The following is a 25,814-nucleotide window of genomic DNA, read 5'->3' on the forward strand; positions in this document are numbered from 1 at the left end:
GCAATGCAAAATTTTTTGATTTCATAGATAAACTTCTGAGTAGTCGATAACTACAAAATGTTTACTTATTATCGGGCGGATAATTTTCTAGGACTTTACCTACCAGCATTCTGAAAAATTCCGCTCTTTCCTTTCCTTTGAGGTTCTCTTTGAACCTGGCTTCAACAACACCTTGCCAAAAAAGATTATTGGTCAGCCCATCAGCAAACTCTATAGTGAGTGCAATATTTCTTTTACTAGTTTGAGGTGAAATAGTTCCTCCTATTGCACCATTGTAGCCTCCAATACCCACGCCAAAATTACTATTAGAGGTTTGGTTGAACACTTCAGCGTAGTAATTGATTTTAAAATCTGGAATTAGCTTTTCTTTAAAGCCTTTAGCGGTGAGTGTATCCTGGAGAGTTTCATATATTCTATCTTCATCCAGAGGAGCAAGGCCTGAATTTTCCAAAGCATAAAAAGCAAAGGATTTATATTCATCGAAGTCTACATCAGAGGCATAATCTGTAAAGACTTTAGGAGAACTACATGAGCTGAGTAAGATTACAATTAAAACAAAATATAGACCGGCTTTCATTTTTTATTTGAAGTTAAAAATTTAGGTGATAATGAGATAGTTTTTTAATTAAATATTAAAGCTCATCCCTCATTTTTTGAACTTTATCTTCAAGTTTATCCATATAATCTAGCAGTTCTCTTCTAATGTTATGATCTTTAACTCCTATGATTTGAGCTGCTAAAATTCCTGCATTTTTAGCGCCATCCAAAGCAACTGTCGCTACAGGAACTCCACCAGGCATTTGTAGAATAGAAAGAATAGAATCCCAGCCATCTATGGAATTACTTGATTTTACAGGCACACCAATGACAGGAATAGGGGTCAAGGATGCGACCATGCCTGGTAAGTGAGCAGCACCTCCGGCTCCAGCAATTATAACATCAATATCATTATGATGCGCATTTTTTCCAAATTCCATCATGTATTCCGGGGTGCGGTGTGCAGAAACTATGTCTACTTCTGTCTCTATATTAAAGTCTTTTAGGATATCGATAGCCTCTTGCATGACAGGGAGGTCGCTTTTGCTTCCCATGATTACGGCAACTTTATTCATAATGTTAAGATTTTGATATAACTTTTATGGTTGATTTGACTTGTTCTGCAATGCTTCGAGCCTCATTTAGTACGGGATGAATAATATTGACGTGCCCCATTTTTCTAAAAGGTCTGGTTTCTTTTTTACCATAAATATGGGGAGTTACTCCCGGCATCTTCATGATTTCTTCAATACCATCATAAATAACTTCTCCTTTATGGTTCTCATCACCTACAAGGTTGACCATTACCGAATTAGATTTGTTTTCTGTACTGCCTAATGGTAAATTTAAAATAGCTCTTATGTGCTGTTCAAACTGATTTGTAAAACTTGCTTCAATGCTAAAATGTCCGCTATTATGGGGTCTAGGAGCTACTTCATTCACCAAAACGTCACCGGTGATGGTGATGAACATTTCTACTGCCAGTAACCCAACATGTTCAAATCGGCTTGAAACGAGATGAGCCAATTCCCTTGCTTTTCTAGCTGTTTCTTTTTCGATTCTTGCGGGGCATAAAACATATTCTACCTGGTTGGCTTCAGGATGAAATTCCATTTCGACTACTGGATAGGTTTTAATTTCTCCAGAAGCACTCCTGGCGACGATAACTGCTATTTCCTTTTCAAAATTTATTAGGCTTTCCACAATACATTCTACATCAGGAATTTTATTCAGGTCAGTTTCAGTTTTTATGACACTTACACCTTTGCCATCATAACCTCCTGTCGTGCTTTTCCAGACAAAAGGAAGAGTTATTTCGCCTTTAGATAATTTTTGCTTTAGTGAGTTTTTATCAGAAATCATATAGAAATCAGCAGTAGGAATGGTGTTGGAATGATAAAACTGTTTTTGAACACCTTTGTTTTGAATCTTCTCAAGGGTTGAAGCTGAAGGGTATACTTTTTTACCCAATGCTTCAAGTTCTTTTAGTGCTTCAATGTTAATAGACTCTATTTCGAAAGTGAGTATGTCCACTTGTTTTCCAAATTCAACAACCTTATCGTAGTTCATGAGATCTCCTACTTGAAAATGATCACAGGCTATTCTTGAAGGTGCTTCTGGGCTTGGATCCATGACGTAGGTTTGAATATCAAACTTTCTGGTGTCGTATAGCATCATTTTGCCTAGCTGACCACCGCCGAGTATTCCTAATTTGAAATTTGAAGAAAAATAATGTTTCATCTTACGAAAATAATAGATTTAAAGACTGGACTACAGTAATTCTAAAATATTTTCATTTTTAGCCGGTTAATATTAAAGTTGTTAGTTTTTGATTATACTTACAGTAATTTTCTAATATGAAATTTTTTGAAAGTACAGTTAAGGTTAGATATTTTATCCTTTTTGTTTCGGTAATTGTCATAGGGATTGTGGTGTGGAATATCTCAGTCTTTTATGAAGGAATTAAAAAGGAAGAACGTGAGAAAATGAGAATATGGTCTTCCGCTCAGGCTTCCATCGGTAAAGCCGGTGAAGAACAAGACTTAAATCTTGAACTAGAAATCATAAATTCTGTCAATAATATTCCAATGTTTATCGTTACTGAAAATGGTAAATTTCAGGAAACAAACAATATTCCAGAGCCTATTGTAAATGACTCTCTAAAACTAAGGCAGTTTTTTGAGTCTGTAAATGGGCAAAATGAACCAATTATTATTGATTTGGGTGATGCCGGACAACAGTATCTATATTATGGAGACTCTTCTACGCTCACCAAAATCAAATACTATCCCTTTGTTCTTTTATTGATAGTGTTTCTCCTATTAGGCATCATTTATGTCTACTACATCACTTCAAAAAACAGCGAAAAAAATATGTTATGGGCAGGAATGGCTAAAGAAACTGCTCATCAAATAGGAACCCCACTTTCTTCTTTAGTAGGTTGGATGGAAATTTTAAGATCAGAGAATGTTAATCCTGAGTATATCCTTGAAATAGAGAAAGACATCAATAGGCTGAAAACCATCACAGAACGCTTCTCTAAAGTTGGTTCCAATTTAGCGCTAGAGCGTTCAAGCTTAAATGTGGCTGTCGAAAATTCATATAATTACCTAAAGCATAGAAGCTCTAAATTGATTCAATTTTCGATTGACTTACCCGATCAAGATTTATATTGTAAACTCAACCCTACATTGCTTAGTTGGACCATAGAAAACTTGACTAAAAATGCAATTGATGCCATGAAGGGTAGAGGACAACTTAAAATCTCCCTATGTGAAGATAAAAAGACCTATAATATTCATGTGAGCGATACCGGTAAAGGCCTTCCAGCATCGAAGTTTAAGACTATTTTTAAACCTGGCTATTCAACCAAAGAAAGAGGCTGGGGTCTAGGTCTATCTTTATCGAAGCGCATAATCGAAGATTATCATTTTGGTAAGATAAAGGTACTTTCCAGCTCTCCAGAAGCAGGAACTACGTTCGAAATTCAACTTCCAAAGGCTTAACCTTATTCTTTATCATCGTTGAGTGTTTTCCAAAGTAAATCTTTTAATGGCTGTAACCCCTGCTGTGCAATCGAAGAAATAAAGACATGGGGAATATGGTCAAAAGCATTTTCAATTTCTTCTGCTAATTCCGTTTTCAGTTCCTCGTCCAGAAGATCAGCTTTAGATATAGCAATCACTCTGGATTTATCTAATAATTCTGGATTGTATCGCCTCAATTCGTCCAAAAGAATTTCATACTGTTGCTTTATATCCTGAGCATCTGCAGGAATAAGAAACAAGAGAGTTGAGTTTCTTTCGATATGTCTTAAAAATCGGTAGCCAAGACCTTTGCCCTCGGCAGCTCCTTCTATAATTCCTGGAATATCTGCAACAACAAAGGTTTTATAATCTCTGTATTTTACAATGCCTAAATTGGGCTTGAGCGTTGTAAACTCATAGTTGGCGATCTTAGGCTTAGCCGCTGTAATGACAGAAAGCAAAGTGGATTTTCCTGCATTTGGAAATCCTACTAAGCCTACATCTGCTAGAAGCTTTAACTCTAAGGTGACATCTTTCTCTTCACCAGGTATTCCAGGCTGAGCAAATCTTGGTGTTTGGTTAGTAGAACTCTTAAAGTGAGCGTTACCTTTACCACCCATACCCCCTTCTACTGCAATATATTCCTCACCATGCTCTGTCATTTCTTTAATGACCTCATTGGTATTGGTATCCCTTAAAACAGTCCCTAAGGGAACCTCAATATACTGATCTTCACCTTCAGCCCCTGTACTGGTTTGCTTGCTTCCGTGCTCTCCATGGGTCGCTTTGATATGTCTTTTAAACTTTAAATGAAAAAGCGTCCAAAGATCTTTATTAGCTTTAAATATGATATGGCCTCCACGGCCTCCATCTCCTCCGTCTGGACCACCTTTAGGGATATATTTCTCCCGTCTTAAGTGCGCTGATCCTTTTCCACCATTACCAGATTTTAAATGGAGTTTTATGTAGTCTACAAAATTTCCTTCAGTCATAGTATTAAGCTAAGTGCTGTATTCATAATGTGTCAATCACTTTACTGATGCGGTCGGTGATTTCAGAAATAGAACCAACGCCGTCTACACCGTAATATTTATTCTCTTTTTTATAAAACTCTTTTAGAACTTCTGTTTCGTTGTAATAAACTTTTATTCTATTTCTGATAATGTCTTCGTTCGCATCATCTTTTCTTCCGGATGTTTTACCGCGTTTCAATAGGCGATTTACCAAAATTTCATCATCTACTTCTAAAGCGATCATAGCATTAATTTGAGAATTTTTAGAAGCCATCAGTTCATTCAATGAGACTGCCTGAGCTTCAGTTCTAGGGAAACCGTCAAATATAAAGCCTTTACTTTCTAAGTGCTGTTCCACTTTAGCATTCAGCATTTTGATAGTGACTTCATCAGGAACCAGGGCACCTTTATCGATATAAGATTTAGCCAATAAGCCTAATTCAGTCTGGTTTTTAATGTTGTAACGAAATAAATCTCCGGTAGAAATATGCTTGAGATTATACTTTTCTTTAAGATGTTCTGCCTGGGTTCCTTTTCCTGCCCCGGGAGGGCCAAAGAGCACTATATTAATCATTTAAGTTCGGTTTTAATTGGTATATTTCTGAGAGGTTTCTGCCTAAACCATTATAATCCAGACCGTAGCCTACAATAAATTTATTTGGTATTTCTAAGCCTATATAATCGATAGGGAGTGATTTTAAATAAGCTTCAGGTTTAAAAAATAAACTTGCTATCTTATAAGAGGCCACTTGTTCTGTCTTCAATACATCTACAATATGTTCTAAGGTGTGACCAGTGTCTACAATATCTTCGACAACTATCACATCTTTTCCTTCCAGATTGCCGGCACCAAGTAAAGTGTTGATATTCTGAGTTGAAGAGGTACCTTCGTAGGAAGCCAGTTTGGTGAAGCTTATTTCACAATCACCTTTGTAAAACTTCATGAGATCCGATAAAAACATAAAGGCTCCATTTAAGATTCCTAAAAACACTGGGGTTTTAGATTGATAATCTGAATAAATGTGTTCAGCTATAATTTTTACCGAAGATTCTATTGCCTGTTGATCAAGATAAGGTTCAAATTCCAAATCGTGAAGCTTCACCATGGTCATAAATTTTATGAACCGCAAATATAAGGATTCATTGCCTATTAGATGAGAATGTGATAGCTAAATAAAAAACTCCCTTCTTAGTTTATAAGAAGGGAGTTAATACATCTAAAAGCCTTATTACTCTATCTAAACACATAGGTTTTTTCTTGTCCATTAGGGCTTAGAAAGGTGACCAGCATGGGTTCATCAGAATTTCTTGAAGTTATGATAGATTTGACGTCATCTATAGAGTTGACTTCTTTTTCATCAATTTTAGTGATTAGAAGTCCGCTCAAATCAGATTTTGTGAAACTGCTAGACATGGTTTTATTGATGAGAACACCAGACTCAGCTCCATATCTTTTTAAGTCGTCTTTAGAAATATCAATGACTTCTACACCTATTTCTTCAATTTGGTAGACTTCAAAGATGTCGAGAACTACATCTGTTTTTTTCATATTATTATTTCTGATGAAGTTAACAGAGACTGTTTCACCTGGGTTTTTAGAATTTAAATACCCAGTCATATCTGAAAATTTTCTAATTTTAATATCGTCTATAGCGGTGATGATATCTCCTTCTTTAAGCCCAGCCACAGAAGCTCCACTTTCAGGATCAACACTACCGATATAAAAACCTTGAGTATTGTCGACCTCTAGCTGCTTTGCCATTTCACCATTGAGTTCACTTCCTCTAACCCCTAAAATTGCTTTTCTTACATTGCCAAATTCTAAGAGATCATCAACGATTTTTTTCGCATTATTACTGGGTATTGCAAACGAATAGCCTATAAAAGATCCAGTTTGCGAAGTGATGGCTGTGTTAATCCCAATCAGTTCTCCACGAGTATTTACCAATGCGCCACCACTGTTTCCTGGATTAACAGCGGCATCGGTTTGAATGAAAGATTGGAAATTGCGATCAGATTTACCTAAATCACGAGCCTTTGCACTTACAATACCTGCGGTTACCGTAGAGGTAAGATTGAACGGATTTCCTACGGCTAGAACCCATTCCCCGATTTGAACATTATTGGAATCTCCAAATGGCAGGTAGTCCAGGTTGGAGGCGTCAATTTTGAGTAAAGCGATATCGTTGTCTGGCGCAGTACCTAATACTTCAGCGACATAAGTTTTATTGTCATTTAAAGTGACCTGTACTTCTGCTGCACCTTTTATGACATGATTGTTGGTGACGATGAGGCCGTCTGGGCTCAAAATAACACCGGACCCCGCCCCGCGTATGGCCTTTTGAGTTTCACCGCTTCCATAGAAGTATTCGAATGCATTTCTGGCTTGTCGGGTTACTGTCACATTTTTAACGTGAACTACAGCATTGACGGTTCTTTCTGCGGCTTCTGTAAAGTTTGAATTAGCATCATCAGCATAATATGAAGCTAATTGAGTTGAGGCTTGACTGGCCTCAGTTGCCCAAGGCGTTTGGTATTCCTGAGAGTTCACTTCCTCTTGCTCAAGATACAAATGATAGCCTCCTAAACTTAGTGCGCTAGCACATAAAGCGATTGTAAACAATTGAATGCTTTTTTTCATTTTTATTGTTTTTTTTATTTGAAATTAATTTTTAAACTATTGACTAAAAATATTTTTAACCGATTTTTAACCCCTATGTCTCCTGTAATAATTCATTATATTTGCAAATTCTAAACCTAACTGATGGATTTACATTTCTTTAAATACCAAGGCACAGGAAACGATTTTGTAATCATCGATAACAGAAAAAAAAGTTTCAAAAACAATACCAAATTGATACAAAAGATTTGTGACAGGCGTTTTGGTGTTGGAGCAGACGGGTTTATTTTGTTAGAAGAATCCTCGATGGATCTATGTGATTTTAAGATGGTTTATTTCAATGCTGATGGAAATGAAAGCAGCATGTGTGGCAACGGTGGTCGTTGTATCGTAGCTTTTGCAAAGCACCTAGGCATCATAAATTCTGAGACTACCTTTGAAGCTGTAGACGGACTGCATTCTGCTATTATAAAAGGTGATTCTGTAAATTTAAAAATGGTAGATGTTCCAACAGTTAATATTAGTAAGGATGCTTGTTTTCTGGATACGGGATCTCCACATCATGTCACTTTTGTGGACGATATAGATGATTTTGATGTGTTCACTCAGGGAAGGAGAATTAGGAATTTACCCAACTATGATACCATCAATGGAACAAACGTCAATTTTCTACAAGTTAAAAACGGCGTTGTTCAGGTAAGAACCTACGAGAGAGGAGTTGAAGATGAAACCTTTTCGTGTGGTACTGGTGTAACAGCCGCAGCAATTACTGCAAAAATGTCTAATAAGATTGAGGATGTTCCGGTAAAGGTCTCCACAAAGGGTGGAAACCTCGAGGTTGATTTTGAGATAGAAGGTTTAAATGCTGTAAAAAATATATGGCTAAAAGGGCCAACAGAATTTGTATTTGAAGGAGACTACTATGATAAAACTTAAAAGTTCCCATATCCTGCTTAGAGCTTTAACTACAGAAGATCTTGATTTTCTGGAGTTGGTTGAAAATGATGAGCATTTGTGGTACTTAAGTGATACACTTCAACCCTTTTCTAGACCTATATTAAAAGAGTATCTGGATAATTCTCATAAAGATATTTATGAAGCTAAACAAATGCGTTTGGTCATCGCGCTCCATAACAAACAGCCCATAGGTTTTATCGATCTTTACGATTTCGATCCTAAAAATAAAAGAGCAGGTTTAGGCATTATTATTCTTGAAGATTACCAGTCTAAAGGTTATGGTACCGAAGCTTTAGAGTTAATGCTGGATTATGCCTATGATGTATTGGATCTTCATCAACTTTTTGCCTCTATTATTGAAGAAAATAAAAGAAGCCTGAAACTTTTTAAGAGCTTTGGATTTGAAATTATTGGTTTAAAAAAGGATTGGCGATATAATTCAGGACACTTCCAGAGTGAATATTTATTACAAAAAATCGAAAATGTACATTAAAAAAATTTTAATCGCAGCCTCTGTGGTTGGACTTCTTGTTTTAGGGGGGGTAAGTATTTACATCTACAACGTTATTTTTTCACCCAACACCGCCTTTGAATCTGAAACCCAGTCTTTATATATTTCTACCGGAAGCACACTCCAGGACGTGGTAAACCAAATACACCCCTACATTCAGGATACCGACGACTTTATAACTGTAGCTAAAAAAAAGGGATATGCGTCTAATGTTAAATCAGGCCATTTTGTGATTAAAAAGGGTATGAATAACAATGAAATTATCAACACATTGAGATCCAGAAATATTCCTATCAAGGTTAGCTTTAATAATCAACATAGATTAGAAAATCTTGCTGGAAGAGTGGCAGAACAAGTTGAAGCCGATAGTCTTGAGCTTTTATCTGCTATGGTATCGCCTTCATTTCTAGATTCTTTGGAGGTTTCAGCGTTGGAAAGTTTAAAATATTATATTCCAAACACCTACGAGTTTTATTGGGATACATCAGGTAAAGAATTCAGAGACAGAATGGTGAGGTATTATCATGAATTCTGGAATGAATCCCGACGAAAAAAAGCTGAAAAAGCCAATTTGTCTCCTTTTGAAGTGATGTCATTAGCGGCTATTGTTCAAAAAGAAACTGCTAAGGTAGAAGAACGACCAAGAGTTGCGGGTGTTTACCTCAATCGTTTAAAACGCGGCATCAAACTCCAGGCAGATCCTACCGTTATTTTTGCAATTCAAAACCAAAATCAGGATTTTGAAACTCCTATTAAACGGGTTTTGTACAAAGATTTAGAATTAGATTCTCCGTATAATACTTATAAATATAAGGGAGTTCCTCCAGGTCTAATTGCTATGCCAGATTTATCTTCAATTAAGGCCGTTCTTAATGCAGAATCCCATGACTACTTATATTTTGCCGCCGATGTAGAAAACCCTGGTTACCATAAGTTTGCAAAAACTCTAGCCCAACATAATAGAAATGCAAGAGCATATCAAAACTGGGTCAATAAACAAAAGATCTATAGATAAGAGTGTTATTTTTGAGAGTCAATCCCGTGCCTTGTGGATCTTAATATTAGCTTTCGCTTAAGGTAAAAGAAGTTAACTTGGTGTTTTTCAATAATCATTTAGAATCAAAAAGGGTTAATGTCAATTTCATTCTACCGCCTTCAAAATCAATTTATTATCTAGTTTTTTGATTTCTTCAGTATTTAGCATCATTTCAATGTATTCCCCATTCAAATACTTTAAAGACTGGTCATCATAATGCTTGCTCATGAGATGTCCAGATTGACCAGTTGGTAAAATGGAGTAGCTGTGTTCTACATCAGAAAAATCTATAATTCTTCTAGTTGAGGGGCCAGATCTAACTTTATAAATTCCAGTACTATCCAGGTTGATGATTTGATTGTTCAGGACCTCGTTTCCTCCTATGGTTTCAAAAGGCCCGACGTTGAAAATTTTACCCATTAAGCCACCAGCTCTTCCGAAAGCATGTTCATGCTGTACAGAAATGACTCTTTTCCATGTCCACTCATCAATATCTTTTCCTAATTGTTCTTGTAAAAATTCCACTGCACTCTTAAAGGATTTTTCAACTATGAGGGATCTTGTTTCTATCCTATCGGGTGTGGAAATATCATCCCACCACACCGAATTCTTGTTCTTGATTTGCGCAGTCAAAGCTTGATCTTGCAATTGTGAATTAATGAATAGTGGGAAGGCTTCACCCATTTCATCCTGGTAAGTCAAAACTAAAAACTGATATAGCAACCTGTTGTATATAGTAGGCCCTACAGCATCTTTTAGGTAGTTACCATCCCAACTGCTAATGACCGATAAGGCTTTTTTTTCGGCTTTGGTTAAGTTTTTTCGATCTAATTGCTGAATGAAATCTTCGATGATATCAGGTGCTTTAGAAGACTTTACATCGTAGGTCATTTCAGCCACATCCTCTTTAATGAAATCGTCTTTGGCTTCGAGCAGTTCTACAATTCGTTTCGAACGATCCTCGGGTTGGTAGTAGCCTGGATACAACTTACCTCTCACAGAATCTGGTTGGTGATTAGCAGAATATACGTAGCCCTGCTCAGGATTAATGGCCTTTGGGTTTTCTTTAAAGGGTAAAATCTCTAAGATCTCATCTTTTCCTGTTGAACCATTTAGGTAGGTTTTGGTGGACAAGCTATCTCTTAATTCATACAATTTGGCAGATGCAAACCAGGCGACGTTCCCTTTAGCATCACCATACATCATATTTAATCCTGGGGCGTGAAGATTTTTAGCAGAGTTTTTAAAATCCTCGAGGGAGGTAGAATGGCTAATACCATGGTTTACCTCCAAAATTTCATTTTTCAACTGGGTATAAATCCAGTGCATGGCTATAGGCCTTCCATCATCGATATGCTCTATCAAATCGTTCATAAGAGGGCCATGACGACTATTTTTTACAGTAAAGGTGGTATCTGGTGCATCTTTTACTTTAATGGTCTTCTTTTTTAATTTATAGGGTAGAAAACCATGTTCAGTTTTGTACTCTAAAGGATTTTTAGGATTATTTTCTTCCACATAAAAGTTCAAATCATCGTTAGCCAGCATGGTTAGCCCGTAGGCATACTGCCTATTATGTCCTAAAAGTGGAAAAGGCATTAAGGCAATATTGAATCCATACATTTCATAATCTGGTGTTTTGATATGACTTTGGTACCACACAGAGGGTTGTGAATAACCTATATGAGGATCATTTTCAAAAATCACCTGACCATTTTTAGTCTTTTCTGGTCCTAGGACCCAAGCATTACTTCCAATTAATGGGGGAGCTGGAAGGTTCTCTATAATATTATGGACTGCCAGAGATATTTTAGCTTTTATAGGATTAACCTCTGTTTTGTTGATGGTAAGATTTTGGTTTGAAGAGGATAATAACTCATTTAAATAAGGCTCACCTAGCTTTTCTTTTACCTCCGTAAGTAGGGGGTCTGTTTTTTGAGCTACTGCAAAATTAAAAGCCATATAGCCTATAACATGATAAATGTCTTTGAGGGTATATTTTTCTTTTTCAATGCCTAGAAGTGTAAACTCAATAGGAGTAGCACCCTCTGCTATAAATTGATTGATGCCGTCCAAATATTTTAAGGAAAGCTTGTAGGCAGGACTCTTTTGATCCAAATTAGCAATCGCTTCTTCCGAAGCCTCTTCAATTCCTAAACCACTAAAAAACAGATCAGTTTTCAAAAGATCTTTACCTAAGACCTCAGATAATCTTCCAGGGGCAATTCGTCTGATCAACTCCATTTGCCAAAGCCGTTCCTGGGCGTGCAAATAGCCTAAGGCGAGGTAGGCATCTTCCTGATTGTTGGCGTAGATATGTGGGACCGCAAACTCATCAAAATAAACTTCGGTGGTTTGAGAAAGGTTTTTAAGTTGGACTTCTCCCTGATATGTAGGTTGTAAATACTGTAAGTAAACAAAAGAGGCGATAGTTCCCAGGACCAACACCCCAAGAATTATCAGCAGGATTTTTTTCAGAATTTTCATTATAAATTGTATAGCTATAACCAAATATAGCTATACAAAATTTAAATGCTGTTGACGGGATTACAAAATAAAAAGGTTTTCTTCAACAGTACGACATTCCATGCAGCAATTGAGGATTAAAGCATAGGAAAGGAAAGTCCGACCCCAAGGCTTTGGGGGTAAGCCCCAAGTGATTATTGACTTATGCTTCTACAGCATACATCTTTTCTCGCTGTTCTTTGATTTTTGCATCAGACATATATTCATCAAAAGTTGAGAATTTGTCTATCGCTCCTTTTGGTGTTAATTCGATGACTCGATTACCCACGGTTTGAGCAAATTCATGATCATGAGTAGTTAATAGAATATTGCCTTTAAAATTCTTCAACGAATTATTGAAGGCTGTAATGGTTTCCAGATCTAAATGATTCGTTGGTTCATCCATAATAAGAACATTGGCTCTCGTCATCATCATTCTGCTCACCATACATCTTACTTTTTCACCACCAGAAAGTACATCGCAAGTTTTCAAAGCTTCATCACCACTAAAAAGCATTTTCCCCAAAAACCCTCTAATGTGTACTTCCTCACGCTCTTCTTCGGTTTTTGCCCACTGTCTTAGCCAATCCACAAGAGATAATTTGCTTTCGAAGTACTCGCTGTTATCGTTGGGTAAATAGGATTGATTGGTAGTAACGCCCCACTTATAAGAGCCTGCATCTGCTTCCTCTTTGCCATTGATGATTTGATAAAAGGCTGAAGTCGCTCGGGAATCTTTAGAGTAGATGACTACTTTATCACCTTTGTTTAAATTGATATTGACATTGTCGAAAAGCGTTTCACCATCGATACTAGCTGAGAGTTTTTCAACATGAAGTATTTGATCTCCCGCTTCTCTTTCCTTTTCAAAAATAATGGCTGGATACCTTCTGTTAGACGGCTTAATATTTTGAAAATCCAATTTATCCAGCATTTTCTTTCTGGACGTAGCTTGCTTAGATTTGGCTACGTTGGCACTAAAGCGTTCGATAAACTGTTGTAATTCTTTCTTCTTTTCTTCAGCTTTCTTATTCTGTTGTGCGCGTTGCTTGGCAGCTAGCTGAGAAGATTCGTACCAAAAGGTATAGTTACCACTGTAGTGGGTTATTTTACCAAAATCAATATCAGAAATATGAGTACATACAGCATCCAGAAAGTGACGATCGTGAGATACAACGATGACCGTATTGTCGAAATTGGCCAGGAAGTTTTCCAGCCAGGAAATCGTTTCATAATCCAAATCGTTAGTAGGCTCATCCATAATCAAAACATCTGGATTCCCAAAAATTGCTTTGGCTAGAAGAACTCTTACTTTTTGTGTACCATCAAGATCTTTTACTAAGGTATAATGAGATTCTGCACCAATGCCCAAGTTAGAGAGTAAGGAAGCCGCATTGCTTTCTGCGTTCCATCCGTCCATTTCTTCAAACTCCACCTGAAGCACTCCTACACGTTCGCCATCAGCATCACTAAAGTCTTCTTTAGCATAGATCTCCTCCATCTCTTTTTTTATTTTAAAAAGAGGCTCATTTCCCATCATCACGGTTTCCAGAACGTTATAATCATCATATAACGAGTGGTCCTGTTCTAAAACAGACATTCGCTTTCCTGGTTCTAGAGAGACGTGACCAGAGGTAGGCTCAATTTTGCCAGAAATAATATTGAGGAATGTGGATTTTCCTGCACCATTGGCGCCTATGATTCCATAGCAATTACCAGAGGTGAAAGAGGTGTTAACTTCGTCAAAAAGTACACGCTTACCAAATTGAACAGAAAGATTTGAAACTGATAGCATAGTGAAACTAAATTTTTTGCAAAAGTACTCATTTTATCATAATGCATAAAAGTATTTAGAGTCTTCCTCTTTTTTAACGATGGCTTAACATGCTTTAATCTCTGGTAAACATAGATTTGTGACGAGATCGGTTTTATGAAATATATCTGTTTTATCATTGTTTTGATATGTCTGGGCTGTTCGCAAGATCAGGTGAGAGAAAAAACTTTTCTAGGCGGTCGCATCGTTAATCCTAATTCTAACTATGTGATTCTAGAGCATAAAGACCAACTTATCGATACTATTACCTTAGATAAAAACAATAATTTTAGATACGAATTTGATCAGGAAGAAGAATCCATCTACACCTTCGTTCACTATCCTGAAAGTCAGACGGTATATCTGCAACCAGGCGATAGTTCTGTGTTAAGAGTAAATACTTTAGAGTTTGATGAATCCTTAAGTTTTGGAGGAAGCTCCTCAAAAGAAAACAATTTTTTGATCGATATGTTTCTTTTGAATGAAAAAGATAATGACTTAATCTTGTCTTATTATAAAATTTCACCTCAGCGATTTGTTAAAAAAACAGATTCGATTTTAAAGCTAAGAATGAGTGAATTTGAAAAGTTAAACACTGAATCTAATTTTACTCCATTTTTTCAAAACATCGCTAAAAAAACGATTCAGTATGAATATTTTGACATGAAAGAGCGCTATGCTTTTTTGATGAAAAAATATGTGCCAAGTAAATTCAATGACTTTCCAGAGGATTATTTCGATTACCGCAAAGAGGTCAATTTCAACGATTCAATTGTGGCCTCAAACTTTAGTTATATGCGTTTCTTAGATAATTACCTTAGAAACAAATCTATTGAGCTATGTGAGTCTGAGAATCGAGATTGTTTCGATCTGAATAATCACCAAAACCTAAAGCGAAGGTTGAACATGGTGTTAGAATTATTTGATGATGAATATTTAAAATTAAATTTCTTCAATCGCTTCATCAGAAGGGAAATCGTTTTTTCTCAAACGGAAAAACAATTAAAAGAAACGCTAGAAATCATTAGTAAATTTGATTTAAAAGCTTTAGAAGAAGAGGAGTTGCATCAACTTACAGCGATACAGAGTAAGTATTTGAAAGGTAGAAATCTAAAAAATTTAAGCCTAAGGACTCCATCAAAAGATACTATTCAACTCAAAAATATTTCAGAATCTAAGCCAATTATGTTGTATACCTGGTCGGCTTTGTCTTTTGAGAGCAAAAAAAATAATCTTAATAAAATTAATGAGTTGAAAGAAAAATATCCTGAAGTTAAATTCATCAGCGTAAATCTAGATTTTCAGAATCCTGGCCTTTGGCAAAACGCACTGAAATCCTTCAATTATTCTGAAAACTCAGAATTTCAGGTCATTTCTGATGCGCCTAGCAATACTTACGGATTTTTTAGAAATTACCTCAATAGAGTTTATCTCATCAATAAAGATTTCAAAATCAAAAACAATTCTTTAAGCCTTTTTGATCCTAAGCTGGAAACCCAGATATTGAGCCTACTCAATCCTTAATACATAAGTTACTGAATATCAATTTAAAAGAATTAATATTCACTTAACTTATCATTTCTATATTAAGGTTTTTTATATCTAAAATAAGCCTACCTTTGCCGACTTAAAATTACCCGTTTTTATGAATATCAAAAATATTGCGATTATCGCTCACGTCGACCACGGTAAGACAACACTGGTGGACAAAATTATGCACCATTGTAAACTGTTTCGCGAGAACGAATCGACTGGAGATCTTATTTTAGATAACAACGATTTGGAGCGTGAGCGTGGGATTACTATTGTATCCAAAAACGTTTCTGTAGTATACAAAGACACTAAAATAAATATCATTGACACGCCTGGTCACGCCGACTTTGGTGGAGAGGTAGAACGTGTACTTAATATGGCCGACGGTGTTTTACTATTGGTAGATGCTTTTGAAGGGCCAATGCCACAAACCCGTTTTGTATTACAAAAAGCTTTGGACCTTGGCTTGAAACCTTGCGTCGTTATCAATAAAGTGGATAAACCAAACTGTACACCGGATGAGGTGCATGAAAAGGTTTTTGATTTAATGTTTGAACTTGGAGCAGAGGAGTGGCAGTTAGATTTTCCTGCAGTTTATGGTTCTGCCTTAAACAACTGGATGAGCGAGAGCCCAGATGAGAAGACTGAAAATATAGAACCATTATTAGACATGGTTTTGGAGCATGTAGAGTCTCCTAAAATACAAGAAGGAACTACACAGATGTTGATTACGTCTTTAGATTTCTCTTCTTATACTGGACGTATTGCAATAGGAAGACTTCACAGAGGAGTTTTAAAAGAAAATATGCCAGTATCTCTAGTAAAAAGAGACGGCAGCGTTACCAAAACACGTATCAAAGAACTTCATACCTTTGAAGGTGTAGGTAGACGAAAGGTTGAGGAAATCCAGCCAGGCGATATCTGTGCGATTGTTGGTCTAGAAGGTTTTGAAATTGGGGATACTGTCGCCGATATTGAAAATCCTGAAGGACTTAAATCTATTGCTATTGATGAGCCTACCATGAGTATGCTCTTCACCATTAATGATTCTCCATTTTTTGGTAAAGATGGAAAATTTGTGACCTCAAGGCACATTAAAGACAGGCTAACCAAGGAACTTGAGAAGAACCTGGCTTTGAGAGTGGAAGAAACCGATTCTGCAGATAAGTTTAACGTCTTTGGACGTGGTGTGATGCACTTATCTGTTCTTATAGAAACCATGCGAAGAGAAGGCTACGAACTTCAAATTGGTCAGCCACAGGTGATCATCAAAGAAATTGATGGCGTGAAGTGTGAACCGATTGAAGAATTAACCATCGATTTACCTGAATCTATTTCTGGTAAAGCTGTCGAAATGGTCACCATGAGAAAAGGTGAAATGTTGAGCATGGAAGGGAAAGGTGAACGTATGACGATTCAGTTTTTAATTCCTTCTCGTGGTATTATTGGACTGAGAAATCAATTGATGACCGCTACAGCAGGTGAAGCCATCATGGCTCACCGTTTCAAAGAATTTCAACCTTTGAAGGGAGATATCCCACAACGTCAAAATGGCTCGTTGGTGTCTATGGAAAAAGGAAAAGCAATTCCTTATTCTATCGATAAGCTTCAGGACAGAGGTAAGTTTTTTGTAGATCCAGGCGAAGAGATTTACGAAGGTCAGGTGATTGGTGAGAATTCAAGGTCTGATGATATGACTGTGAACATCACTAAAACTAAGAAACTTTCCAACGTCAGATCTTCTGGTGCAGATGATAAAGCTAAAATCGTTCCTGCTAAAAAGTTCTCTTTGGAAGAAGCTTTAGAATACATTCAGAAAGATGAATACGTGGAGGTTACACCTAGCTTTTTAAGAATTCGTAAAATCTATTTAAAAGAAGTAGACCGTAAACGATATAAAATTATCTAATTCATTTAGATTAAGATAAAACAAAAAGCCTGTTCAAAAAATTTGAACAGGCTTTTTTTAGCTATCAAATTGTTGTAAAATTAACTACCAGGAACATAAGGTAATGAGGACTGGTGGGCCACAATTCTTAGCTGCCCAGATTTGTCCTTCACATAAGCGAATGTGTATTCGACTTTAACAGGTGTATCCTCGCCTTTTGGGGTAAAAAAGTAATTACCCATCGCTACTGCCATTCTACAACTATTATTAATAATGCCAGTATTATCGAAAGTCACCTTGGTGTAAGGTGCAATGGCGAATCCCTTGTCTTCTGGATAGGCTTCATTACCGGCTACATAGTAAGAAAGCGCTGCATCGAAGCTGGATCTAAATTGATCTTCAGAAGCTAAAGTAGGTTTAAACAATACGCTACTTAAATCATATCCATACATATCTTGTATGAAATCTGCTGCTTCTTTGCTATAGTCTCCGTTGTCTGAATATACCTTTCCAATTCTTATGATACCCTGGCCCCATAATTTCTGAGCTTCTATAACTTCACGCTCTGTAATACATTCTGAGGAATACAGCAAAACTTCATTTTCATCAGCTTGCTGTTTGGCTATTTCCTGTGAGGTAGATGGCGTAGTTGTGTTTTGGCAGCTAGTCATACTAACTATTACTATTGCTGCTACTAAGGTTTTATATATGTTTTTAATCATGATTTTTGTTTTTTAAAAGTTTAAATTTTGATGTAAACTAAATTGTAATTGATTTTTGGTCCAGACTTCAGTTTCCTGTCGCATGATGCCAACTTGAACTCTTGTGCTTTTGGTTAAAACATAACCTAAACCAAAGTAGGTACGATTTCTATCAAAAAGCTCAAGTTCATTAAGACCGTTGTCGCGTTCACCATTCATAAATAATTCATTATAAAGGGCGACATAATACGTTTTAGGACTTAATTCTTCACTGTTCAAAGCGATGTTGACAAATAAATTATACCTAAATCGTGTCCTGAAGTCTTGATTTTCTACCCATCGCTGCTCATATCTAAATCGATGGGCCAGATGAACACGTTTCAAGATCTTGTGGTTGATGAGCGCTTCCTGATAAATTCTATTTTCATTTACAGTTGAAGAACTTTCGCCAGGGGTACCCGTTGTGATATTGGCGTAACCAAGAGTAAATAAAATAGGTTCTCCATTAGGCCGGTAAGTCAACCCAGACCTTAATAACAATTGCTCTAAGTCACCTAAGGTATTCCAGTTTCTGTATTGAAAATCTCCCTGAACTCCAAAGTCGCTGTTTTCGAAATTGACATTGTAAAAATACATCAACCAGTTACCCAACTTGGACTCTTCAACCTGAGCGACAGCATTGAGTGATAAGAACATACTTATCCCTATGATAAAATATTTCATTAAAATTTTTATTTAAGTTAATTAAGAATATATCTATTAACTCAAATAATCTGGTGGATCTATGTCCTGATCAGGGTGAGTCTGATCAAAGGAAAGTAAATAAGGTTTGAATTTTTCAAGTTGATTAGGTATTTCAGAAGACTTATCACGAAAATTATCATCCAAAGAAATAAACTCTTCAAGTACCGTATTATTTTCTTCAACTTCTAAAACAATAGACGTTTCTACCAAGTCGATGTCGTAAAAGTCGACTTGGGTTGAGAAAAGTAAAATTCCTAATAAGAATACTATGAGTTTCAACTTGTATTAATTTTGAAGGCAATAATACAGGCTAAACCAGATTAAAAGATGATAAATAAATAAAATTTAACTTTTAAATAAATATTTTTTATGTATACTATAGTGAAATGCCCTCTGATAGCATTTCTTTAATCTCCTGAGGTAAAATAATGAGATCATCCACAAACTCCACTTCCGTTTTATAAAAACTAGCTTCAGAAATGAGGTTTGCCTTTTGAGCTTTAAGGCTCATTTGAAGAGAAGCCAGTGCATGCTCACCTCTGGGAGGTTTTGGAGTAAAGGTCATTGGCAGGATTCGCTTGCCAAAAAACTCACCAGAATCGGTGAGCCATTCCAGAAGATTCTTCAACACTGCAGGAATATTGTGGTTGTATTCTGGTGTCGAAATCAGGATTAAATCAGCATTCTTAATTCGGTTTCTCAGTAAATTTACGGGTTCCGGAATCCCGACTGCCTGCCGCTCCGGAGTGAAGAGTGGAAAATGATACAAGCCTTCATAAACTTCGACTACATGATCATTAGATAGATGTTCTGCAATAGCTTTAAGAAATTTAAAGTTGCTGCTATTCTTGGAAGCAGAGCCGGAAATGCATAAAATATTCATTTTTTAGATTAAAGATACACATCTGTTTTGCAATGCTTACCCTATCCAGCTTTTAAATTCTTTTACGCGTTCACGACTAACAATGACAGGCTGGTTAAAACCCTCAGCGGTAATTTTGATACGGCTGGAAGAATAGCTAAGCATATCTTTAATCGATTGATAATGTAAAATGTGACTTCTATTTACTCTAAAAAAATCTTTCGGAGACAACTGAGGCTCCAATTGATTCAAGGATTCATCGATGACATAATGTTTTCCTTCTTTGGTGACTAAAGAGGTGGCTTTATCAGAACTTTCAAAACCAGCGATGTCTGAGGTGGAGAAGGTTTTTAGTCTATCTCCAATTTTAATAGAAAAGCGATTTTTGTAGGCTTCAGTTGAACTGGATTCCTGAAAGAGATGTTTTAAAACTTCTGGATTGATGACCTGGGCAGAGTGTCTTTTTTCAAATTTATTGAGCGCCTGGCGGAGTTCATTCTCATCTATGGGCTTCAACAAATAATCAATACTATTGAGTTTGAATGCTTTTAGGGCGTACTCATCATAGGCAGTGGTGAAAATCAAATCAGCTTCGACGTGAACTTGATCAAAAATTTCGAAAGACAAACCATCACTTAACTGAATATCCAAAAAAATCAAATCTGCTTTAGGATGAGTTTTAAACCAGTCCACTGCTTCTTCTACAGAATGTAATTTCTGTTCTACTTTGTATTGAAATCCATTGAGGAGGCGTTCCAGTCTTCGCGCTGCAAGCTTTTCGTCTTCTACAATTATGATACTTCTCATGAGTTTTTGTTTTTTAATAAAGGTAATTTAACCATAAATGATGTTTCGTTTTTGATGATCTCTATGGATTGACCAAAGCTTTCAAATCGATTCTTAATATTCTCTAATCCAATTCCATTTCTGCTAGATTCTTTGGCTTTCGGATTGAGATTATTTTCGATGATTAAATCACTTTCTGTATTAGAAATCTTAAGGTGTAAAGGTTGCTTTTCAGTGACCTTATTATGCTTCACAGCATTTTCAATCAACAGTTGAAGGGATAGTGGGACCGTGAATTTGTGCTCATCATCCTTAATATCAATCGTATATTCTAAACTGTCTTCAAACCTGGTCGATAAAAGATTAAGATAGACTTTAGCGAAATCTAATTCTGATCTCAAGCTCACTAGATCTTCTTGTCGTTGATCAAGGACATAACGATAGACCTTGGATAAATTGGTGGTAAACTTAGTGGCGCGTTTAGGATCTTCTTCAATTAAGGAAGCAAGGACGCTGAGGCTATTGAACAGAAAATGTGGATCCAACTGATCTTTTAAGGCTTGATGCTTGGCCTTGGTATGCTCTATAACTTGTTTTTGAGCCTTTAGTTCTGCATTCACCCCAAATTTATAAAAGTAGTAGGCATGAAAGGCTAAGGTCACTATCAGGGCTATAAAAACGGCAAAGAGGTAGCTAAAAAAACTCTCATTGGCTAGAAAATAATCAATGCTGTTTCCGTAAATCCAAACACTATGAATTACTCGTCCAATAAAAAAGCCAAAGACGGATAAAATTACAGATCCTGGAATACCTAAGGCAATTAAGGTTTTAGGGTGAGTTCTCCAGGAAAATACCTTTTGTATCCAGGTAAAAAACCCAATGTTTAAAAAACCGATGATAAAGGCGTAACTAAAGTTACTCAGTAAGGGTTTATAATTGAGTAAATAGTCAATTTTCCAGCCATTACCCATAAAGTTGATAAAGTGAATCACCAAAGCGATGATGGCCGAGATCCAGAGGAATCTTAAGATGGGATAAATTGATTTTGATGTCATGTGTGACTTGATTTGCAATCAAACTTAATAATAAAGTTAATTCATAAGCTTCAATAATTGATGAGCTGTTATATTTTGCGTATGAATCGGCAACCCCTGATATCAAAATAAAAAAGCTTCCAAAATTAATTTGAAAGCTAAAAATATTAGTGTTTTTAATAAATTTATCCCTTTTCTATTTTACCATTGGGCTTTATACGAATAGACTTTAATTGATCATCAAGTAAATAAGAAATAAGAAAAAGATTTTGGTTTTTTAGCGTTACAGCTTTTATCGACTCAATAGTTTTAGGCTTTATGTCCAATTCATTTAATTTGTTTTTTACCCTTCCAGGTAATTCACTGTAAGATATCATCTTATAGTCTATGGTTTTATCGAAAACATCTCTAATTTGAAATTTCTCAGTTGTCGTCTTTTTGTCTTCATTGTTTTCTGGATCTTGGCATAGACCAGTAAAACAAATTAATAGTGTCATAATAATATATACAGTTTTCATAGTTTATTATTTAAAAGTTATATGTCTAACATATTCAAAAATGAATCCATTAGCTTCAAGTGGCTTTAATTATCTGTAAATGAGAAATTTATGTTTTAAGTGTTGTTTTGTTATTATACAAAAGTGTGGAACACCACATCAATTTCTACAATAATTCAACACTGTGCTTGTAGAAATCCAAAATTATATTTTATGTAAACTTTAATTATATAAATAAAAAAAGCGCATCTCGAAAGATGCGCTTAAAGTAGCTAAAGATTAGGTTGGTTAAACTTAAAATTCAAAAGCTACATAAGCCTGAAAAGTGGAGTTTCTAGCTTCAATTCCTGAAAAGCTAGCAATATCATTATCTACGATGTCCTGCAATCCATAGTAATATCTAACTCCTACAACGATTGGCGATAAATTGACATTAGCACCTACGGCTAAACCGTAATCAAAATCTTTAAAGTTGTCGGTACCGATCTCTCTTTCAAAAGGTTCATTAGATAGAACAGATTCTCCAGAAACATTAGCATCTAGTAAATAAGAAGCATAAGCTCCCCCCTCTACATAAAAAAGGTCTGCAACTCCTACAGAAGCCATAATTGGTAATTCCAGATAGCCCAAACCGAGCTCTGCTTCACCAGCATCTCCTTCAATTTTGGCTCCTTTTCCGGAATACCCTAGCTCAGCTTGAAGATATAAAACATCTTCTACCAAGGCACTTCTGGAGTAGACACCAAAATTAAGACCTGTTCTCAGATTTTCGTCATCTACATTTTCAGTAAAAAAGTTAGACATATTCAGTCCCCCTTTCACACCAAAGGCGCTTTCCTGAGCTTGTGTTGTGAATGAGACAAGTCCTAATAGTAAAATAAATGTTAGTTGTTTAATTCTTGTGTTCATGTGTAATGGTTTTGTTGGTTAAAAATGTTGATCATGAAAAATGTCTTATTTGGACTTGGCCACTCATAATAAATTTAAAGATTGGAAATCGATGAATCGTCACCCATCAATAGACCTACCTCATCAAATTTAAGGATGATCATCTCTTCATTACTGCTGAAGTAGCAATTATAAAAGTGTTTATCTCTAAAACTAATCTTTTGAATTTTAGCAAAGTTCTCTGGAAACTCACTGTAAAGTCTACCCAAATCAGAATGTTCGAAATCTTCGTCTAATCGTGATAAATTTTCTACGCTTACCTGTTCAACTCCTTTACTAGTTTTTACAGATAATTGAGAGGTGCCAGCACTTGTAAAATTTGCAGTTTCGTTTATTAACTTATAGGCTTCATCCATGTCGATCATTTACATCATCTGGTGCAAATCTAATTCCAATATGAAGAGGAAGAATACTCAATATTAAACTTTAGTAGAAATTATGAATAAGTCTTAAGAATTCATTAAAAGTTTTAGTCCTGGCATTAGCACGTTTTGTCCTGACTTAAGATGCCATAGTCATCAGAGAAATTGCAAATTTTGTCAACTTTAAACAATGAAATCCAAATCACGTCTGTGAATAAAAGTCATGTCGCCAATACTACAAATCCAGATGTACTTAATATTTACCAACCTCAAAACAGCTTTATCAACAATACTTTTTTATGGTCTTATTGTTCGGTAAAGGAGGCATGATCATGAGGTTTATTATTTCTTAAAAAAAAATAAAAAAATGATGAGGGGTTAGGTTATATTTCAAGATAAGGTGCTTTTACTCGTTTTAAAACTCTACACAATGTTGAAAAATGCAATGGTTTTGATAGACTTTGTACTTTTTAAATAGGCTTGAGTACCTTAAAACTGAGCTTTTATTCCCGGATAAATTCACATCGCACAATTTTACCTTCGTTCACGACGTAAATAGCAATGAGTAATAGGGGCTTATTGCTGCCCTCTCTTCCTGTAATGTATTCGTAATCAATTACAGTGTTGCCGATCACCTGCCTGGAAATGACTTCACTATGAAGATTGGGTGAAGACTTAAACAGTTTTCCATATACCTCCTTAAAACTTTCTTTTCCTTTAATGAAAGGTTGGGGCTTTCCATAATTGTAGGCAGTCGCATCTTTACTAAAAACGCTCAAAAAGGCAGTCAGGTCTTTTGCATTATAAGCGTCTAATTGGTCTTGAACTACCTCGCGAGGTGTTTGCGCCACACAAGTCAAAGTAAAAACACCAAAAATAATCAGATAAGTCTGTTTCATCATCTTTTTTATTTAATTAATTTTCAAAAGCTTCAGTGAGTATGGCCATTATGCTTATGATACCATCTCTGTAATGCCCCAGCCTAAGGTTTTCGTTTGGACTGTGTTGATTATTGTCGCTATTAACCAAAGGAACTGTAACTGCTGGAACTGAGAGTGCGCTTACAAACGGAGAAATTGGAATAGATCCTCCAGAAGTAGGTATAATGACTGGAGCAGTGTTAAAGGCCCGCTCCAAGGCACTTATTAGCCACAATCCAATTGGGGCATCTGTATCTGTTTTAAATGCATCGTAGGCAAAATTATAATTGAATTGAACAATCTTAGATAAGTCTTGTCTTTGTTTTGCAGAAGGCGCTTCTTCTAAAATGCTATAGCCTTGTGCTTCTATGTGAGATTTGATTAAGTTAATCAGTCTTTCTGGTTCTGAAGATTTAACTAGTCGGATATCTAGTTCAGCTATGGCTAAGTTCGGAACGATAGTTCTTGCTTCGTCTTCTACCCATCCAGAACTAAGACCTCTTATGTTTAAGGAAGGGTATTGAATTGATGCTTGCAAAAAATCGGCTACGCGGTCTTTCGTAATAATTCCCAAATCCTGAGTCAATTTTTCTTCATCATCTGGTACAGCTTGTAAAGCCTTTAATTCTTTCTTGGTGAGTTCTACTCCATCGTAATATCCTGGAATAGCAACGCGACCATTTTCATCATAAAAGCTCGCAAGAAGTTGAGCCATTTGTCTGGCTGGATTAGTGATGTAATTTCCATAATGTCCGCTATGTTGAGCATCATAGGCTCCATAGGTTTTAAGGGTTAGCATCTGTATACCTCTTGCACCAAAAGACAGAGTTGGCTGGTTAGTGGAATGTTGTGGACCATCTATAATTACAAGCATATCTGCAGCGAGGTCTGCCTTGTATGCATCCACCGCCTGTGGTAAATTGGGAGAGCCTAGTTCTTCTTCAAAATCAATGATTACTTTTAAATTCACTTTCATTCTCAGATCTGATTCCTCTATGATGTCTATAGCCGTCCATAGCATAGCAATAGGTCCTTTATCGTCTGAGGTTGATCTCCCAAAAATTCTCCAATCGGGATTAAACTTAGATTCTATAGATGACCAGGTTATGATCTCCCAGTTCCCTGTCTCATCTTTTTGTTTTAAAACGGGAAGATAGGGGTCAGGTTGATCCCATAAATTTTTATCTACGGGTTGCCCGTCCGCGTGGGCATATACGAGTAAAACAGGAAGATCTTTATCTATTTTTTTCTCTGCTAACAGCAGAGGTGTAGCCTCTGTAGATAAAATGTTAGTTGTAAATCCACGACTTCCAAAAGCTTCTTCTGCGTATTCAAGGTTATTTCGAATATCTTCTTTTACACTCCCATTATTGGGTAAGCTTAACCAATCTTTGAGAAGGGCTATACTAGAATTGAGATGAGTATAAGTTAGCTTCTGAAGTTCCTCATGGTTTGGAGTTTGAGCACAAACAAAAGCAGTAAATAGAAAAGCTAAAGCAATAAAAAAAGATTTCATAACTT

General features: G+C 36.2%; 26 protein-coding genes. 6 read left to right on the forward strand and 20 right to left on the reverse strand.

Annotated features, from left to right (window positions below; genetic code table 11):
- Positions 1-61: 61 nt before the first annotated feature.
- The 3 genes from F598_RS0106510 to F598_RS0106520 are packed head-to-tail and all read right to left on the reverse strand — an operon-like array spanning position 62 to position 2,277.
- Positions 62-577, reverse strand: a complete 516-nt coding sequence (locus tag F598_RS0106510; protein ID WP_019038224.1) for a DUF4136 domain-containing protein — start codon at positions 575-577, stop codon at positions 62-64.
- A 55-nt stretch (positions 578-632) separates the two neighbouring features.
- Entirely contained in the window at positions 633-1,112 is a 480-nt protein-coding gene (gene purE / locus F598_RS0106515) for a 5-(carboxyamino)imidazole ribonucleotide mutase (protein ID WP_019038225.1), read from the reverse strand.
- A gap of 4 nt (positions 1,113-1,116) precedes the next feature.
- Entirely contained in the window at positions 1,117-2,277 is a 1,161-nt protein-coding gene (locus tag F598_RS0106520; RefSeq protein ID WP_019038226.1) for a 5-(carboxyamino)imidazole ribonucleotide synthase, read from the reverse strand.
- A 116-nt stretch (positions 2,278-2,393) separates the two neighbouring features.
- Here F598_RS0106520 and F598_RS0106525 point away from each other — a divergent pair, with 116 nt between their 5' ends.
- Positions 2,394-3,542 (forward strand): sensor histidine kinase, encoded by a 1,149-nt coding sequence (locus F598_RS0106525; protein ID WP_019038227.1) that lies wholly within the window; start codon positions 2,394-2,396, stop codon positions 3,540-3,542.
- A 2-nt stretch (positions 3,543-3,544) separates the two neighbouring features.
- Here F598_RS0106525 and obgE read toward each other — a convergent pair whose 3' ends face one another.
- The 4 genes from obgE to F598_RS0106545 form a co-directional block, all read right to left on the reverse strand.
- Positions 3,545-4,555: a GTPase ObgE gene (gene obgE / locus F598_RS0106530; protein ID WP_019038228.1), complete on the reverse strand. Its 1,011-nt coding sequence runs from the start codon at positions 4,553-4,555 to the stop codon at positions 3,545-3,547.
- A 22-nt stretch (positions 4,556-4,577) separates the two neighbouring features.
- On the reverse strand, positions 4,578-5,150 hold the full coding sequence (locus F598_RS15770; protein WP_019038229.1) for an adenylate kinase: 573 nt from the start codon (positions 5,148-5,150) through the stop codon (positions 4,578-4,580).
- Positions 5,143-5,682, reverse strand: a complete 540-nt coding sequence (locus tag F598_RS15775; RefSeq protein WP_026302556.1) for a phosphoribosyltransferase family protein — start codon at positions 5,680-5,682, stop codon at positions 5,143-5,145. Before F598_RS15775 ends, F598_RS15770 begins: the two co-directional genes overlap by 8 nt.
- 128 nt (positions 5,683-5,810) lie before the next feature.
- Positions 5,811-7,217 carry a S1C family serine protease gene (locus F598_RS0106545; protein ID WP_019038231.1) on the reverse strand — a complete coding sequence of 469 codons (1,407 nt, stop codon included), beginning with the start codon at positions 7,215-7,217 and terminating at the stop codon, positions 5,811-5,813.
- A gap of 123 nt (positions 7,218-7,340) precedes the next feature.
- Here F598_RS0106545 and dapF point away from each other — a divergent pair, with 123 nt between their 5' ends.
- The 3 genes from dapF to mltG are packed head-to-tail and all read left to right on the forward strand — an operon-like array spanning position 7,341 to position 9,679.
- Positions 7,341-8,132, forward strand: a complete 792-nt coding sequence (dapF, locus tag F598_RS0106550) for a diaminopimelate epimerase (protein WP_019038232.1) — start codon at positions 7,341-7,343, stop codon at positions 8,130-8,132.
- Positions 8,119-8,646 carry a GNAT family N-acetyltransferase gene (locus F598_RS0106555; RefSeq protein WP_019038233.1) on the forward strand — a complete coding sequence of 176 codons (528 nt, stop codon included), beginning with the start codon at positions 8,119-8,121 and terminating at the stop codon, positions 8,644-8,646. The genes dapF and F598_RS0106555 overlap by 14 nt, the downstream gene beginning before the upstream one ends.
- Complete coding sequence (mltG, locus tag F598_RS0106560) at positions 8,636-9,679, forward strand: endolytic transglycosylase MltG (protein ID WP_019038234.1); 1,044 nt, start codon at positions 8,636-8,638, stop codon at positions 9,677-9,679. The genes F598_RS0106555 and mltG overlap by 11 nt, the downstream gene beginning before the upstream one ends.
- Positions 9,680-9,805: 126 nt before the next feature.
- Here mltG and F598_RS0106565 read toward each other — a convergent pair whose 3' ends face one another.
- Together F598_RS0106565 and F598_RS0106570 are read right to left on the reverse strand one after the other, a co-directional pair.
- Positions 9,806-12,187 carry a penicillin acylase family protein gene (locus F598_RS0106565; protein WP_019038235.1) on the reverse strand — a complete coding sequence of 794 codons (2,382 nt, stop codon included), beginning with the start codon at positions 12,185-12,187 and terminating at the stop codon, positions 9,806-9,808.
- A gap of 181 nt (positions 12,188-12,368) precedes the next feature.
- Positions 12,369-14,000, reverse strand: a complete 1,632-nt coding sequence (locus tag F598_RS0106570; protein ID WP_019038236.1) for an ABC-F family ATP-binding cassette domain-containing protein — start codon at positions 13,998-14,000, stop codon at positions 12,369-12,371.
- Between the two features lie 135 nt (positions 14,001-14,135).
- Here F598_RS0106570 and F598_RS0106575 point away from each other — a divergent pair, with 135 nt between their 5' ends.
- The gene (locus F598_RS0106575; protein ID WP_019038237.1) at positions 14,136-15,542 is read left to right on the forward strand and encodes a TlpA family protein disulfide reductase; all 1,407 of its coding nucleotides are present in this window, start codon (positions 14,136-14,138) and stop codon (positions 15,540-15,542) included.
- Positions 15,543-15,663: 121 nt separating this feature from the next.
- A complete protein-coding gene (gene typA / locus F598_RS0106580; RefSeq protein ID WP_019038238.1) occupies positions 15,664-17,460 on the forward strand; it encodes a translational GTPase TypA in 1,797 nt (598 codons plus the stop codon).
- 80 nt (positions 17,461-17,540) lie between these two features.
- Here the strand turns inward: typA and F598_RS0106585 are convergent, their stop codons facing one another.
- The 11 genes from F598_RS0106585 to F598_RS0106635 all read right to left on the reverse strand — a co-directional run bounded on the left by F598_RS0106585 (position 17,541) and on the right by F598_RS0106635 (position 25,809).
- Complete coding sequence (locus F598_RS0106585) at positions 17,541-18,161, reverse strand: hypothetical protein (protein WP_019038239.1); 621 nt, start codon at positions 18,159-18,161, stop codon at positions 17,541-17,543.
- A gap of 12 nt (positions 18,162-18,173) precedes the next feature.
- Entirely contained in the window at positions 18,174-18,863 is a 690-nt protein-coding gene (locus tag F598_RS0106590; protein ID WP_026302557.1) for a DUF2490 domain-containing protein, read from the reverse strand.
- Positions 18,864-18,899: 36 nt separating this feature from the next.
- Positions 18,900-19,163 carry a hypothetical protein gene (locus F598_RS14470; RefSeq protein ID WP_019038241.1) on the reverse strand — a complete coding sequence of 88 codons (264 nt, stop codon included), beginning with the start codon at positions 19,161-19,163 and terminating at the stop codon, positions 18,900-18,902.
- Between the two features lie 97 nt (positions 19,164-19,260).
- Positions 19,261-19,767, reverse strand: coding sequence for an NADPH-dependent FMN reductase (locus F598_RS0106600; RefSeq protein WP_019038242.1), 507 nt, complete (start codon positions 19,765-19,767; stop codon positions 19,261-19,263).
- A gap of 36 nt (positions 19,768-19,803) precedes the next feature.
- Positions 19,804-20,553, reverse strand: coding sequence for a LytR/AlgR family response regulator transcription factor (locus F598_RS0106605; RefSeq protein WP_019038243.1), 750 nt, complete (start codon positions 20,551-20,553; stop codon positions 19,804-19,806).
- Positions 20,550-21,587, reverse strand: a complete 1,038-nt coding sequence (locus F598_RS0106610) for a sensor histidine kinase (protein WP_019038244.1) — start codon at positions 21,585-21,587, stop codon at positions 20,550-20,552. Before F598_RS0106610 ends, F598_RS0106605 begins: the two co-directional genes overlap by 4 nt.
- 164 nt (positions 21,588-21,751) lie before the next feature.
- Positions 21,752-22,084 (reverse strand): hypothetical protein, encoded by a 333-nt coding sequence (locus F598_RS0106615; RefSeq protein WP_019038245.1) that lies wholly within the window; start codon positions 22,082-22,084, stop codon positions 21,752-21,754.
- A gap of 273 nt (positions 22,085-22,357) precedes the next feature.
- Entirely contained in the window at positions 22,358-22,972 is a 615-nt protein-coding gene (locus F598_RS0106620) for a porin family protein (protein ID WP_019038246.1), read from the reverse strand.
- Positions 22,973-23,046: 74 nt separating this feature from the next.
- Positions 23,047-23,367, reverse strand: a complete 321-nt coding sequence (locus F598_RS0106625) for a hypothetical protein (protein WP_033408524.1) — start codon at positions 23,365-23,367, stop codon at positions 23,047-23,049.
- A 509-nt stretch (positions 23,368-23,876) separates the two neighbouring features.
- Entirely contained in the window at positions 23,877-24,275 is a 399-nt protein-coding gene (locus F598_RS0106630; protein WP_019038248.1) for a nuclear transport factor 2 family protein, read from the reverse strand.
- 13 nt (positions 24,276-24,288) lie between these two features.
- Positions 24,289-25,809 (reverse strand): M20/M25/M40 family metallo-hydrolase, encoded by a 1,521-nt coding sequence (locus F598_RS0106635; protein ID WP_019038249.1) that lies wholly within the window; start codon positions 25,807-25,809, stop codon positions 24,289-24,291.
- Positions 25,810-25,814: the final 5 nt, after the last annotated feature.

The sequence above is a fragment of the Psychroflexus tropicus DSM 15496 genome (genome assembly GCF_000378765.1).
GTDB classification, from domain to species: domain Bacteria; phylum Bacteroidota; class Bacteroidia; order Flavobacteriales; family Flavobacteriaceae; genus Psychroflexus; species Psychroflexus tropicus.